We start from the raw sequence: 14,116 nt of genomic DNA, 5'->3' as shown, positions 1-14,116 counted from the left end.
GGCCCGGTCCTCAGACCGAGTGCGCGCTCTTGTAGTCGGCGAGCCGCAGCCCGTGGGCCTTGGCCAGCGCGGCGATGTCGATGACCTGTTGGCGGCTGATGTTCCCGTAGGAGTAGTGGTGGTCGAGGCCGGCCAGGCCCATCAGAGCCGTCTCCGCCATGCAGGCGAACAGCTGGCCGGCCTGGAGGAAGGCGCGCGCCGAGGGGTGCAGGCTCTCGCCGTGGGGCGTGGCGACGATGCCGCCGAGCATGTACGCCAGGTCGGGCCGCTGCTCGGCCAGGCCCGCGACGGCGTTGTTGGGCACGGCGATGTCGCAGATCACCGTGTTCGGCGCGAAGTGCTCGCCGGTCAGGAACGGTTCGGGGCTGTTGGAGGCGCACAGCACCAGCTGCGCCTCCTTCAACGCGGCGCTGTCCTGGGTGACGGTCAGGAACGGGTCGCTGCCGTAGCGCTCCCGCAGGTACTCCGCGATCGCCCGGCCCCGGCCCGCGTCGTCGGCCGGCCCCTCGGCCAGCCACTTGGTGATCAGCGGCTCCTCGGCGAGCCGCGCCGGGATCCCGGTCAGCTCCCCGCCTTCCGCGATCCGCGACCAGCACTCCTGGTAGACGCCGTGCACGGTGTTCTGCAGCCGCCGGGCCGAGCCGTCCCGCCGGCTGCCGACCAGCACGATGCGGCCGAGCCGCTCGGCGAAGAGCTGGCTGTAGACCGAGGCGATGTTGCCGGCCGCGCCGACCACGGCCAGCGTGGCGTCCTCGACCCGCCAGCCGCGGTCCTTCGCGCCCCGCTCCATGGCCTGCACACCCATGGCCACCGTCAGCGCGTTGCCGGAGGTCAGCGCGATCCCCGGGACCCGCAGCGAGGTGCAGTTGGCGGTGACGATGGAGGTGTACATCCCCAGGCCCGCCACCACACAGCCGTCGTCGCGGGCGGCCTGCACCCGCTCCTCGATGTCCGCGCGGATGCCCGTGACATCCCCCGAGGCGAGGTAGCCGCCCATCTGCTCGGAGGCGACCATCAGCGGATAGAGGGCGAACTCGACGGCGCTGCCGAGCGGCGAGTCGATCCGCACGCCGGGGTAGGGCGCCGCCGTCTTGACCGGGTCCATGCCCAGGACGAAGGAGCGCAGCGCCGCGTCGCCGAAGTCGGCGAGCGCCGGGTCCACCTGCCGCAGATGGGCCGGTTCGATGAGGTGGTTGAGGAACGCCACCTTGCGCACCGGCCCGGTCGCCGGGCGCCCCCCGTCCTGCTCGTATCCGGCCACCGCGCCCCGGAAGTCCCTGATCTCCGCCCGCGGTTTGGGGATCCGCCGGTCGCTGGCCGGGTGGACCAGGTGCAGGGTGTCCTCGTAGCGCAGGATGCGGCACAGCCGCTCCAGGGCCCCGCGCAGGTGCTCGATCTCCTCGTCGGTGAGGTACGCCGAGGGCTGGATGCGCAGCACGTTGCCGGCGCTGCCGGTCGGCGCGATCCGGATGCCTTCCTGGCGCAGCAGGTAGCCGGAGAGCAGATAGCCCAGCGAGCCGGTGTAGGCGCTGCCGCGCAGCACCATGGAGCGGGCCTCGCCCTGGTCCTTGAGCTGCAGGCCGATGAACAGGCCCGTGCCGCGGACGTCCTCGACGACGTCGGGGAAGGCCGCCTGGAGGCCGGTGAGCATGGCGGTGAGTTTCTCGCCGCGCTCGGCGACCCGCCGGTAGACCGCTCCGTCGTCCGCCTCCAGCAGCTCGACGACCTTGTGCGCGACGGACGAGGAGAAGTCGTCCATGGCGAAGGTCGAACTGTGGATGATGTCGAACTCGCCCTCGTACAGCGACCGGCGGACCAGCATGGCGGAGATCTTGGCGAGCCCGCCGCCGAGCGACTTCGACAGCGCGTAGTAGTCGCCGCGCAGCCCGATGAGCGAGCTGGCCAGGAACGCGCCGCAGCGGCCCATGCCGCTCTGCACCTCGTCGAGGATCAGCGGGGCGCCGGCCTGGTTGCAGAACAGCCGGATGGCCCGGCCCTGCTCGGCCGTCAGCGCGTGGATGCCGCCCTCGCCCTGCACCGGCTCGGCCAGGAACGCGGTGATGACCGGCAGGCCGCGTTCGACGACCTTGATCCGCCCGGCGTCGATCTCGGTGTCCAGCAGCGTCACCCGCTCCTCGTCGGCGATCTCCTCCAGCGTCTGAAGCCCGTCCATGGGCACGAACCGCACCCGCGCGCCGAGGCCCGTGAACGGGGCGCGGAAGCCGCTGTTGTAGGTGAGCTGGACGCTGCCGACGAGCTTGCCGTGGAAGGAGCGCTCCAGCGCCAGGAACAGCGGCCGGGTGGCCAGCGCCGCCGCGTTGTGGGCGTCGAGGGCCGCCAGCAGCGCCTCGACGCCCCGGTCCTGCGGCGCCCGCTCCCGCACGGCCGGCAGCCGGAAGGCGTCCGCGTCGAGGACGGCGTCCCCGCGACCGACGGCCTGCCGTGCGGCCGCCGCGTTGCCGGCGATCTCGTCGGCGAGCGCGGTGACCTTGCGCACCCGGACGAGTTCGGCGTGCTTGACGGCCGCCTCGACGGCCTCGGCGCCGCTGTTGCCGAAGGTGGCGACGTACGGTTCCTTGACCGAGGTCTCCCGGCGGACGACGTCGCTGAGCGCGGCGCCGAGCCGGCCGGCCTCGCCGCGCAGCGAGAACTGCGCGTGCACGGCCGGGTTCCGGTCCAGCAGCGCCCGGGCGTGCGCGACGATCTCGGGGTGGTTGTGGCCCAGGATCAGGGAGCCGTAGCCGCCCATGAGGTCGAGGACCGGGATGTCCCTGCCCTGCTCGTCACGGTGGTAGAGGGTGTTGCCCTGCGCCCGGACGTACTCCACGTCCAGCCCCAGGGCGGCGAAGATCCGTCCCATCCGGGGCTGAACGAAGTCGGTGAACTGCGACATGGTGATGGTGTTCCCCTCGTGCGTCAGGGCGTGTGCGGGCGCTGGGCGAGCAGCGCGCCGGCGAACCCGTTGAAGGTGCTGTGCAGGCTCAGCACGGAGTCGATCCGGCGCTTCCTGGGCGCGCCCATGACGAAGTCGGTGCCGTCGTCGGGCGGGGTACGCAGATGGGCGATCGGCGGCAGCTCACCCTCGTCGAACAGGTGTGGCGCCAGGGCGAGTTCGGCCAGCGGCCCGGCGGCGCCGAGCGTGCCGGTGACCGGGCGCAGCGAACCGACCGGGACGCCGCTGTCCTTCAGCAGCGCCCGCAGCAGCTCGGCCTCGGCGGCGTCGTGTGCGACGGTGCCCTTGCCGTCGGCGAGGACCGCGCCCAGGGTGTCGGGCGTCAGACCGTGGTCGGCCAGCAGCCCGCGGGGCCCTTCGGCGAGGGCGGACGGGCCGACGCCGCTGTCCACCGCGGGCCGCAGCGCGGCGCCGAGGAACTCCACCAGCGGCCGTGCGCCGCGCCGGGCGGCATCGCCGGCCCGCTCCAGTACGAGCGCCACCGCGCCCTCCGCCAGGACCGTGCCGTCGCGCTCCGCGTCGAAGCTGCGCACCGCCGCGCCGCCGGCGCCGCCCGCGCTCAGGTGCCCGGCACGGTACTGCGCGGCCAGCTTCAGCGGCTCGTTGTAGCTGCCCGCGCCGACCACCAGGGCCGTGTCGCAGTGGCCCTGGCGCAGGGTGAAGGCGGCCCGCTGCAGCGCCCCGAGCGCGGCACCGGCGTCCTGGACGAACGCCGCGCAGTCGCCGCGGAAGCGCTGGGCGATGCTGACCATCGCCAGGGTGTTGTTGTTCAGCGCCCTGATGACGGTGAACGGGTTGAAGGTGGCCGCGTTGCCGAACGCCTCGGCCACCAGCCGCTGCAGGTCCACCCCCGCCTGCGGGGAGGTGTCCGACCGGGCCCGGTCGAGCGCCTTGTGGAAGGCGGCGGCGCTCAGTTCGGTGGAGTCGTCCTGGGCGACGTAGAGCCCGCGGCGCTCCTCCGGGATCGCCTGCCAGCTCTCGCCGGCCTGCTCCATGGCGTCCTGCGCGGCGAGCACCGCGTTGAAGGTGAAGGCCGTGCCGAACTTCCGCAGCTTGTGCGGCACGCTCTCCCGGCTCTGCTGCTGCAGCTCGTCGGGGACGTGCCCGAAGTGGGTGATCTTCTCGGTCCGTACGTAGGGGTCCCGGTAGCGGGAGAGCGCGGGCTGCGCCGCGCGCCAGGCCGACCACAGGGCCTGCGGCCCGCGACCGGTGGGCAGCACCGTACCGATGCCGGTCACCACGACGGCGTCGGGGTCGGGGGAGCGGTCCGCGGGGCCGCCGGGAGGGTTCGTGTTCGCAAGGTCAGGAGTCATAACCGCGCACCACCAGACTGGCGTTGAGTCCGCCGAAGCCGAAGGAATTGCTCACTGCCACCGACACCTCCTGGTGCCGGGCCTTGTCCGGGACGTAGTCGAGGTCGCAGGCCGGATCCGGGTTCTGCAGGTTCAGCGTCGGCGGCACGATGCCGTCGCGCACGGACAGCACCGTGGCGATCAGCTCGGGCGCGCCGGCCGCCGCGATCAGATGGCCCAGGGCGGTCTTGTTGGCGGTGACCGCGAGCCTGCGGTAGTGCCCGCCCCGGGCGAAGACGTCCTTGATCGCCCGGGTCTCGGCCGGATCGTTGAGCGGCGTGGAGGTGCCGTGCGCGTTGACCGAGGCCACCTCGTCCGGCTCCACCCCGCCGTCGGCCAGCGCCCGGCTCATCGCCAGCGCCGCGCCCCTGCCCTCCGGATGCGGCGCGGTGACCTGGTACGCGTCCAGGGAGCTGCCGAATCCGGCCACCTCCGCGTAGATCCGCGCACCGCGCCGGCGGGCGCTCTCCGCGCTCTCCAGCACCAGCATCGCCGCGCCCTCCCCGGCGACCAGACCGCTGCGGTCGCGGTCGAAGGCGCGGCACAGCCGGTCCCCGAACAGCTCGGACGTCGACGGCGCGCCCAGCAGGTGCAGGCCCGTCATCGTCGGCAGGTTCAGCACCGAGTCGGCGCCGCCCACCAGCATCGCGTCCACCTCACCGCGCCGGATCATCCGGAAGCCGTGGCCGATGGCGTGGGTGGCGCCCGCGCAGGCGGTGCTGTAGTTCAGCGCCGGCCCGCGCAGCCGGTGGCGGGTGGCGATCCCGGCGGCCAGCGCGTCGTTGGTGCAGAACAGGCCGCTTGCGCGGTCGAGTGCGGCGCGCCGGTCGTACAGCGTCTGCCAGCTGGGCTGCCCGTCGTCGCCGAGGGCGTGCAGCAGTTCGTGGGCGTCGCGTTCGGGGACGCCCGAGCCGACGGCCGTACCGATCCGGCGCGGCGGGCGCGCGACGTCGCCGCCGGCGTCGAGTCCGGCGTCGGCCAGCGCCTGCCCGGCGGCCGCCAGGCCGAACCGCATCCGCCGCTCCATCGGCCGGTCCATGCCCTCGTCGGCGCCGTGGCGCCGCGCGAACTCCTCGTCGTCGACCGGCGCCGCATAGCGCACCGGAAAGTCCTCGATACCGGGCAGCTGCCAGGCGCGGATCGCCGAGCGCCCCTCGCACAGGCCCTCCCACAGCGTCCGCCAGTCGAGCCCCAGTCCGCAGACGGCGCCCATGCCGGTCACCACGACGCGGCTCATCTGTCCCCTCCTTCCAGTACGACGGCGCACACCTGGCCGCGCACCCCGCACGCCAGCACCAGCACCCGCGGGATGCCCAGGTCCTCCTCGCGCACCGCGGCGCCGTCGGCCACCAGCCGGCGCCCGCCGGCCAGGCCGTGCAGCGCCAGCAGCACATGGGCGAGCGGATGGGCGGGACCGAGCACGCCGGTGACGGAGGCACTGGTGAACTCCGCGGGCCGCTCGACGGCCTCCGCGAAGACCGCGTCGAGCGCGGCGCGCTGGGCCCGCCGCCCGTCCGGCGTCCAGACCGCGTCCGGCAGCACCCAGCCGATGCCGCCGGCGTCGGTGCCGGCCATCCGCAGCGCCGCGCGCACGGCCTCGGCGACCGCCTCGGTCCGGCCCGCGCCGTCCGCGCCGAACGCCCGCCCGTAGCCGGCCAGCCGGACCGCCGCCGCGGGCACGTCCGGGGTACGCGCGGCGAGGAGGAAGGCGGCCCCCTCGCCCGGGGCGGCCCCGTCCCAGCCCAGCTCCTCGTACTGCGGCAGCAGCAGCGGATGGACCTTGGGGCTGACCGCCCCGATGACGGCCGCCTCGTTCTCGTCCTCGGCGACCGAGAGCACCCCGTCGATCAGGGCCTGCAGCCCCGCATCGGAGAACGGCGAGTACGCGGCCATCGCCCCGGTCAGCCCGAAGACGGCCGAGATATGGGCGGCGGCGGTGCTGTTGAGGTGGGACAGGCCGCTGAACGGCGGGACCTCGCGGGCGTAGAGCGCCGCCACCGCGTCGGGCGAGCCGGCGGCCCTGCGCAGCCCGTCGAGCGCGGAGAAGCGCACCAGCTCCTCGTCCACCGTGGGCAGTCCGAGGTAGAGCCCCCAGCGTTCCCCGCCCACCGGCCCGGGGTGGCCGCCCAGCGACAGCCGGGCGCCGTAGAGCGCCATCCGGGCCTGCTTCTCCGAGGTGCGCAGCACCCGGCGGTGCACGCCGAGCGTCGCGGCATCGGGGTCGTCGACGAGGAAGGCGCTCACGGCCCCGGGCCAGGGCGACGCCGGCAGTCCGCTCGGCCGGCTGGTGTCCTTGCCGGCGACCAGGGCCTCCCACAGGGCTGCCGGGTCCGGCCCCGCCGCCGTGTACAGGCCGGGTGCGGTCAGCCGGACCGCGTCCAGGTTCGTCATCGCCCGCTCACCCCGCCTTGGCCAGGATCAGCGAGCAGTTCTGCCCGCCGAAGCCGAAGGAGTTCGACAGCACGGCGTTCACCGGCGCCGCCCGGCGCTCGGTGACGATGTCCAGCCCGCTCGTCACCTCGTCCGGCTCGGTGAAGTTCAACGTCGGCAGCACGGACTGCCGCTGCAGGCTGAGCACCGACAGCACCGCCTCGGCCGCGCCGCTGTTCGCCAGGGAGTGCCCCATGGCGGACTTGTTGCCGGTGACCGGGATACGGGCGGCCCGCTCCCCGAACACGGTGTGCAGCGCCGCGGCCTCGCAGGTGTCGTTGGCCTCGGTCGAGGTGCCGTGCGCGTTGACGTGGTCGATGTCGCCCGGGGTGAGCCCGGCGTCGGCGAGGGCGGCGCGGATGCACTGCGCGTAGTCGGCGCCGTCGCGGGAACTGGACGTCATCTTCACCGCCTCGGTCACCCCCGCGTACCCGGCGACCCGGGCCAGGATGTGCGCGCCGCGGGCCTCGGCGTGCGCCCGCGACTCCAGTACGAGGAAGGCGGCGCCGTCGCCGATGACGAAGCCCGAGCGGTCCTTGTCGAAGGGGCGGCTGATCCGGCCGGCCTCCCGCCCGTCGGAGGGAGCCAGCGCACCCACCCCGTAGAAGGCGGCGACGGAGGTCAGCGTCGTCAGGCTCTCGGCGCCCCCGGCGAGCGCCACGTCCAGCGCTCCGCTGCGGATGTAGCGGTAGGCGCTGCCGATGGCCATGCCGCCGGCGGCACAGGCGTCCGCGTGGGTCTCCAGGACGCCGGCCGCGCCGAAATAGTCGGCCAGGCGCACGGTGGCGGTGTCCGGCTGGATCTGCTCGTAGCGCCGCGGGTCGAGGCCGCCCTCGTCGAGGTAGCCGTCCAGGTCCAGTGCGCCGCGCTCGAAGTCCACATGGCCGGCCAGGCCGGTCAGTTCGGCGGGTTCCATGACCATGCGGTTGCAGGCGAGGAAGACGCCGCCGCGCTCGGTCCGAAGCCGTCGGGGCAGGCCGCTGCGCTCCCAGGCCTGGGCGGCGGCGTGCCAGGCGAGCGTCCCGGCCGGCCCCAGCGGCCCGGCCTCCTCGGGCACCGCGTCCGCCAGCGCCTGCCGGACGTGGGGGTCGATGTGCGCCGAGACGGCGCAGGGCACCCCCCACTCCTTGTGGAGCGGGTGCTCGGCGATGAGCGTGTGTCCCTGCCCGAGATGGTCGAATAACGACTCGGGGTCGGTCAGCTGACCGGCCACCAGGCCGATCCCGGTCACCACGACCTCATGACCGGCCCCGGCGGGTGTGTGGGGGTTCACGTGCGTTCCTTTCCGGCGAGGGGAGCCATCTGCGACTGCCCGCCGCCTCAGCCGACGGGCTGGGCGTGCCCCAGCGCCTCGAGTGCCGCGCGGACGCCGTCCGCCATCACCTCGTCACCGGTGGCCGGCTCCAGCGCCACGCCGCAACCGGCGCACTGGGCCTTGCCGGACGGGGCGATCTGCGCCTTGTCTGCGGCGCACTCGGTGCACACCTCGGGCAGGTGGTCGAAGATCCGGTGGGTGAAGGCGGCCCAGTGCGCGCTGGTGGCCGCCCCGGCGACCTCGTACGGGCGCATCCCGGCGTGCACCTGCTCCTCGGAGTAGCCGAACGCGCTGCGCCGCAGCACCTCGGCGGCCAGCTCGGAGATGCCGCCCCGCTCGTCGTAGAGCTGCTCCGAACCGCCGAGCGCCGACGCCAGCTGGTCGAGCACGTTCGACTTGGGCAGCGCCACGCCGAGCTTGGTCTCCATCTCGAAGCGGAACTCGACCAGGTCGAGCGATTCGGCGCCGAGGTCGGCGACGAGGGTGGCGTCCGCGGTGATCTCGTCGATACCGCTGCCCAGGACCTGTGCCAGGCCCTCGCGCACAATGTCGTGGATCTGCTCCGTCTCGAAGGGGTTCTGCATCGTTCTCTCCTCGTCTCTGCGCACTGCGGACGCATGGGTACGCACTGTGGATGCGGCCGTTTCCAGCCATGGAAAATCCAGGAAAACGGCAGCGGAAGATAGTTGGAGACGCGCTTCCTCGCGCATGTGAATCGATAGGCCGGCGCCGGAACGAAAGCGTCGGCAAAGGGCACTGATAAGACCTGAAAAAACCCGCGGCAAAATAGACCGGAGCTACTGTGAGTCGGTCCGCGCGAAGGGTTCAGAAATTCACGTCAGGAGTGCCCGACAAGAGGTGAAGGCCGCCGCGGCGGCGCACTCAACCTAGGAACACAGAAGGTCGGAACACGCTTCCCGTCTGCGGGAAGGTCCGATTTCAGACACCGATTCAGACACAGCTGAAGGTGCTACACATGCCATCCCCCGTAGCAAAAGATCCCCCGGTACCTGTATACACAGGAACAGGCCAGAAATCGTCGGCGAGCACCTCGTCGTGATCCCCCACAAGGCCTGCACCGCCTCTCCTGGAGGCGCGATAAAAACGTTACCAGAGCCGCCCGGCACCGTCACGGAAATGTGCGATAGGTCACCTGACCCAATCACATCCGGAAGGGATTAATCCAAAAGCATCCGTGGTAATGGGAACCTTAACGACCGGTTCACATTCCCGAGGTTTTGTTTTCCACCGGCCCGTTGCACCGCTCCGCGCGCAGCCGCCGCGCGTACACCGGCAGCAACCGCCCCTGGTCCACACTCACCGCACCGACCAGCCGGTCCCCGCGGTAGTGCGCCACCAACGCCGTGCCCTCGGCCGGCTCCCCCGCCTCCACGACCACCCGGTCACCACTGCCGGGCAACCCGACCGACCTGATCCGCAGCCCGAACGCCGCCGTCCAGAACGAGGGCACATGGTCATACGGCTCGGCCGCCGCCGGCCCGGCCAGCAGATTGCGCGCCGCCAGCTCCCCCTGCGCCGCCGCATTGCTCCAGTGCTCCAGCGGAACCGGCCCGTCAGCCCCCCGCACCGCATCGCACCACGCCGCGTCCCCGGCCACCACCACCCCGGGATCCGGCGCCCCCGGCGCCCCGGCACCCCGCGCGAAAAGCCGCTCGTCACAGTGGATCCGACCACCCGGCAGCGCCAGCCCCGACCCCGCCAGCCACCCGGTCGCGGGCTCCATCCCGATCGCCACCACCACACAGTCCGCGGGCAGCACACCCCCGTCGACCAGCTCCACGGCGCCGACCCGCCCGCCAGTGGCCCGAAAACCCCGCACGCCGACGCCCAGCCGCAACGCCACCCCCGCACGGCGCGCCGCCGCGGCCACCACCTCGGAGACCACCCCGCCCAGCGCCCGCAGCGGCGCGTCGGACGGCTCCACCAGCGTCACCCGCACCCCCAGCCCGCTCAACGACGACGCCAGCTCGACCCCGACGAACCCGGCCCCCACGACCACCACCTCACGGGCCCCGCCGGCCACTTCGGCCCGCAGCGCACGGACGTCCGCCAGCCCCCGCACCGTCAGCACCCCGGCCGGCACCGGCGCCCCGGGCCAGGACCTGGCCTTGGCGCCGGGCGCCAGCACCAGCCCGTCGTACGGCAGCGCCCTGCCGTCGGCCAGCCGGACCCGCCGCCGCTCCCGGTCCAGTCCCACCGCCGCGGTCCCCCGGATCCAGCGGGCGCCGAAGTCCTCGGCGCCCGCCAGCCGGATATCGGCCTCCGTCAGCGTCCCGGACACCAGCTGCTTGGTCAGCGGCGGCCGGTCGTAGGGCAGTTCCCGCTCGTCCGACACCAGGGTCAGCCGGCCGGCGAACCCCTGCGCCCGCAGCGACTCGCCGGCCCGCACACCCGCCAGGCCGGCCCCCACCACGACCACCTCGCGCAAGGTCAGGCCCCTTCGACCGAGATGGCCCGCACCGGACACGCCCGCGCCGCCGCGGCCACCCTGCCGGCCAGCTCAGGAGCCGGGTCCGGCGCGACCACCAGCCGCTCGTCGTCGTCCAGCGCGAACACCTCGGGCGCCACCAGCGCACACTGCCCGAGCCCGTCGCACAGCCCGTGATCCACAGTGATCTTCACCTTGCCCACTCCCCCACTCCTCAGCGCGCGTAGCGCAGCGGCAGCTCGACCAGGCCCCGGATCGCATCCGACGGCAGCCACCGCACCTCCTCGGCCGGCACCGCCAGTTCCAGCGTGCCGAACCGCCGCAGAATCTCGGTGAGCGCGATCGTCGCCTCCTGGCGGGCGAGGCGCTGCCCCAGGCAGAAGTGCGCCCCCATCCCGAACGCCACATGCTGTGCGGTCGCCCGGTGGATGTCGAACGCATGCGGATCGGCCCGCACCTCGGGATCGCGGTTGGCCGCGTTCAGCAGAAAGCGGACCAGCTCCCCCGCACGGATCGTCACGCCCCCGGCCTCGATGTCCTCGCGCGCCACCCGGTTGACCGTGGTCATCGCCGATCCCCGAAAGCGCAGCGCCTCCTCCACCGCCGCGCCCACCAGCGACGGATCGCGGCGCAGCGCGGCCAGCTGCCCGGGATGGGCCAGCAGATCGTGCAGCGCGTTCGCCAGCAGATTCGTGACCGTGTCATGCCCGGCGATCAGCAACACCGCGGCGAACGACGACAGTTCCTCGTCGCTCAGCGCGCCGCCGTCCTCGAACCGGGCGGCGATCAGCTCGCTGAGCAGGTCCTCGGTGGGCCGCTCCCGCTTGGCGCCGATCAGCCCGATGCAGTAGCCGAACAGCTCCACCGCCGCCGACTGCATCGCCTCCGCGGACGGCGCCGCGGAGATGTCCATCGCCCACTGGCGGAACGGCTCCCGGTCCTCGGCCGGCACCCCCAGCAGCTCGCAGATCACCTCCAGCGACATCGGATAGGTGAACTCCTCGATGAAGTCCGCCGTACCGCGATCCCCCAGCTTGTCCAGCAGCTGCCGGGTGATCTCCTCGATACGCGGCTCCAGCTGCCGCACCGCCCGCGAGGCGAAGGCCGCACTCACCAGCCGCCGGTTCCGGGCGTGCCCGGGGTCGTCCTGCTCCAGGAGCATCACGGCCATCCCCGGGACCAGCGCCCCGTGCGGGGCGTGCGCGTGCACGTCGTTGGACAGCCGCGGATCGCCGAGCAGCTCCCGCGTCAGCCCCGCCCCCAGCACCGTCCAGGTCTCCTGCCCGTTCAGCTGCCGCGTACGGATGATGCCCTGGCTCCCGGCGAGCCGGTCCAGCTCCTGCTCCAGTCCGGCCGTCGAAGCGAGCTCGGCCAGATCCACTACCTCGGTCATGTACAGATCCCCCCTAGATGACCCCGGGCCCTTCAGTCCCGGAGCAACTGCACTGCGAAGTACGCCAGTTGTGCATCCATCGCGGCCGACCGGCTGCCGGCGATACCCGACCGCATCAGCGCCGCCCCCTCCACCAGCGCCACGAACGTCTCGGCCCGGGCCCGGCAGAGCTCACCGGACCAGTCCGGCCGCCCCTGCTGGACGAACGCCTCCACATGGGCGACGTACTTGCCGTAGAACTCCCGCACCACCGCGGCGATCTCCTCGTCCCGCGCCGCCAGCGCCCACACCTCGACGTAGAGGCGGACCAGCTGCGGATCCTCCTGCTCGGCGAGGACCACGGCCACCACCTCGTCGGGGTTCGCCGGGCCCGCCGGGCTCTCAAGGGCCGACGGGTCGTCGCGCACCACCCGCAGCCCCGTCGTCTCGGCCAGCCGCTCCAGCGAACGCTCCAGCGCCCGCTCCAGCACCGCCTTGATCAGCTCGGCCCTGGTCGGGAAGTAGTGCTGCAGATGCCCGACCCGCACCCCGGCCTCACCGGCGATGGCCCGCAGCGAGGCATCCGCCCCCTTGGCCACCAGCACCGCCTCGGCCGCGTCCAGCAGGCTCGTCCGGCGGATGCTGCCCTGCCGGGTCAGCGTCGAGCCCTTCCCGGCGCCGCCCGGCCCCTTCTCCTCCGTCATGACACCTCGACCTTCACGCCCGCCTTCTCCAGCGCGGCGACGACGTCCTGCGGCACCGGCGTCATCTCGGGGAAGGCCACCCCCTGCGGCGCGGCGGCACCGTCCTCACCCAGCACCCGGCGCAGCCCCAACAGCCCGCCCAGCGCGGTGAGATGCGCCTGCCCGGCCGGATCGGTGAGCGTCGCCGTACGCCGCTGACCGCCCCGCCCCCGCACATCGATCCGCAGCAGCGCGCTGCCGCCCTCGCCCGGCGAGTACAGCATCGACCGACGCGTCGACTCGAAGCGGTCCCCGCGCCCCCACCGGAAGAACCCGGTCTTCTTGAGCGCCAGCAGGGTGGACGTCGAGGAGTTGGCGCTGAACCCGATCCGGGTGAGGGCCGTGTCCACACCGAGCACCAGCGGCAACGTGAACTGCTCCGGCGTGTCGATCCGCGCGACCTTGGTCCGGTGCCCGCCGATGTCCACATACCCGGCACCGCTCAGCGGCATGATCATCCGTCGCCGGCCGCCCTCGGTCACCTCGTAGTCCAGGCCCAGCCGGTCCATGAACTCCACCGAGTCGGTGCCCGCACGGTCCTTGAGGTCGTAGCGGATGGCGATCTCCACCGCCGACGCCCCGCCGACCTCCGCCGCCAGCGCCGCGGCGACCAGCCCGGTCACCCCGCCCATCCAACTGGACGACAGCAGCACCGGAGCCCGCACCGACTCCACCGCCGCCACCGCGGTGGCCCGCTGCAGCCGCGCCGTCCAGCGAGTGATGTCCACGTACGGGACACCGCCCCGGATCGCGGCCAGCAGCACCCGGTCCTCGGGGTCGTTCACCGTACTGATCACGGCCCGCACCTTGGCCGCAAAGGGCTCCGGATCGCTCAGATCCCAGCGCCGCACCTCCGCACCGACCTCATCGGCCAGCGCCCGTCCACGCTCCGGGGTACGCCCCGTGAGCAACAGCGGCCACGAGGGAGCCGCGAGCCGCGCCAGATCCCCGCCGACGGTGCCGTAGCCGCCGACCACCAGGACCGGCCCTGTCACATCAAGCTGGATGTCATCGTCCACACGGACGAGACTAGGTCACGCGACCTAGAAAGACAACGACGACTTTCCCGCGGCCCGACCGGCCGCTGGCACGCCGGCCACGGCATCCCCATCACCGCGGTGGCCCTGCCACCCCCGCACCCCTGACACCTCCGGTCCCGAAAACGGAAAGGCCGGAAAACGCAAAAAAGCCTCGTTCCCCGAGTCGAAACTCGGGGAACGAGGCTATTTCAAAATTTGTTCGGCGGCGTCCTACTCTCCCACAGGGTCCCCCCTGCAGTACCATCGGCGCTGAAAGGCTTAGCTTCCGGGTTCGAAATGTAACCGGGCGTTTCCCTAACGCTATGACCACCGAAACACTATGAAGTTAACCAACCCGGCACAAACACAGGTCGTTACTTCAGAACCTACACAGTGGACGCGAGCAACTGAGGACAAGCCCTCGGCCTATTAGTACCAGTCAACTCCACACCTTACGGCGCTTCCATATCTGGCCTATCAACC

Annotated in this window: 11 protein-coding genes and 1 rRNA gene; all 12 read right to left on the bottom strand. The window is 72.7% G+C overall.

The window, feature by feature from the left end; translation table 11 throughout:
* Window positions 1-10: 10 nt before the first annotated feature.
* The 12 genes from ACZ5XZ_RS12735 to rrf all read right to left on the bottom strand — a co-directional run bounded on the left by ACZ5XZ_RS12735 (window position 11) and on the right by rrf (window position 13,968).
* Window positions 11-2,893 carry an aminotransferase class III-fold pyridoxal phosphate-dependent enzyme gene (locus ACZ5XZ_RS12735; protein ID WP_468977075.1) on the bottom strand — a complete coding sequence of 961 codons (2,883 nt, stop codon included), beginning with the start codon at window positions 2,891-2,893 and terminating at the stop codon, window positions 11-13.
* A 23-nt stretch (window positions 2,894-2,916) separates the two neighbouring features.
* The gene (locus ACZ5XZ_RS12730) at window positions 2,917-4,266 is read right to left on the bottom strand and encodes a beta-ketoacyl synthase N-terminal-like domain-containing protein (protein ID WP_468977073.1); all 1,350 of its coding nucleotides are present in this window, start codon (window positions 4,264-4,266) and stop codon (window positions 2,917-2,919) included.
* The gene (locus ACZ5XZ_RS12725) at window positions 4,256-5,542 is read right to left on the bottom strand and encodes a beta-ketoacyl-[acyl-carrier-protein] synthase family protein (RefSeq protein ID WP_468977072.1); all 1,287 of its coding nucleotides are present in this window, start codon (window positions 5,540-5,542) and stop codon (window positions 4,256-4,258) included. The genes ACZ5XZ_RS12730 and ACZ5XZ_RS12725 overlap by 11 nt, the downstream gene beginning before the upstream one ends.
* On the bottom strand, window positions 5,539-6,696 hold the full coding sequence (locus ACZ5XZ_RS12720; RefSeq protein WP_468977070.1) for a beta-ketoacyl synthase N-terminal-like domain-containing protein: 1,158 nt from the start codon (window positions 6,694-6,696) through the stop codon (window positions 5,539-5,541). The genes ACZ5XZ_RS12725 and ACZ5XZ_RS12720 overlap by 4 nt, the downstream gene beginning before the upstream one ends.
* A 7-nt stretch (window positions 6,697-6,703) precedes the next feature.
* Complete coding sequence (locus ACZ5XZ_RS12715; protein ID WP_468977068.1) at window positions 6,704-8,008, bottom strand: beta-ketoacyl-[acyl-carrier-protein] synthase family protein; 1,305 nt, start codon at window positions 8,006-8,008, stop codon at window positions 6,704-6,706.
* A gap of 47 nt (window positions 8,009-8,055) precedes the next feature.
* On the bottom strand, window positions 8,056-8,634 hold the full coding sequence (locus tag ACZ5XZ_RS12710) for an acyl carrier protein (RefSeq protein ID WP_468977065.1): 579 nt from the start codon (window positions 8,632-8,634) through the stop codon (window positions 8,056-8,058).
* Between the two features lie 638 nt (window positions 8,635-9,272).
* Window positions 9,273-10,490 (bottom strand): NAD(P)/FAD-dependent oxidoreductase, encoded by a 1,218-nt coding sequence (locus ACZ5XZ_RS12705; RefSeq protein ID WP_468977467.1) that lies wholly within the window; start codon window positions 10,488-10,490, stop codon window positions 9,273-9,275.
* A gap of 11 nt (window positions 10,491-10,501) precedes the next feature.
* Entirely contained in the window at window positions 10,502-10,693 is a 192-nt protein-coding gene (locus ACZ5XZ_RS12700) for a ferredoxin (RefSeq protein WP_384424660.1), read from the bottom strand.
* 20 nt (window positions 10,694-10,713) lie between these two features.
* A complete protein-coding gene (locus ACZ5XZ_RS12695; protein ID WP_468977063.1) occupies window positions 10,714-11,892 on the bottom strand; it encodes a cytochrome P450 family protein in 1,179 nt (392 codons plus the stop codon).
* Between the two features lie 32 nt (window positions 11,893-11,924).
* Entirely contained in the window at window positions 11,925-12,575 is a 651-nt protein-coding gene (locus ACZ5XZ_RS12690; protein WP_468977060.1) for a TetR/AcrR family transcriptional regulator, read from the bottom strand.
* Window positions 12,572-13,633 carry a saccharopine dehydrogenase family protein gene (locus ACZ5XZ_RS12685; RefSeq protein ID WP_468977058.1) on the bottom strand — a complete coding sequence of 354 codons (1,062 nt, stop codon included), beginning with the start codon at window positions 13,631-13,633 and terminating at the stop codon, window positions 12,572-12,574. Before ACZ5XZ_RS12685 ends, ACZ5XZ_RS12690 begins: the two co-directional genes overlap by 4 nt.
* A gap of 218 nt (window positions 13,634-13,851) precedes the next feature.
* A 5S ribosomal RNA gene (gene rrf / locus ACZ5XZ_RS12680) occupies window positions 13,852-13,968 on the bottom strand.
* Window positions 13,969-14,116: the final 148 nt, after the last annotated feature.

Source organism: Streptomyces sp. NPDC033270 (assembly GCF_055576575.1).
The sequence above is the reverse complement of the archived record's forward strand: the minus strand, read 5'-3'. Positions and strand labels throughout refer to the sequence as shown.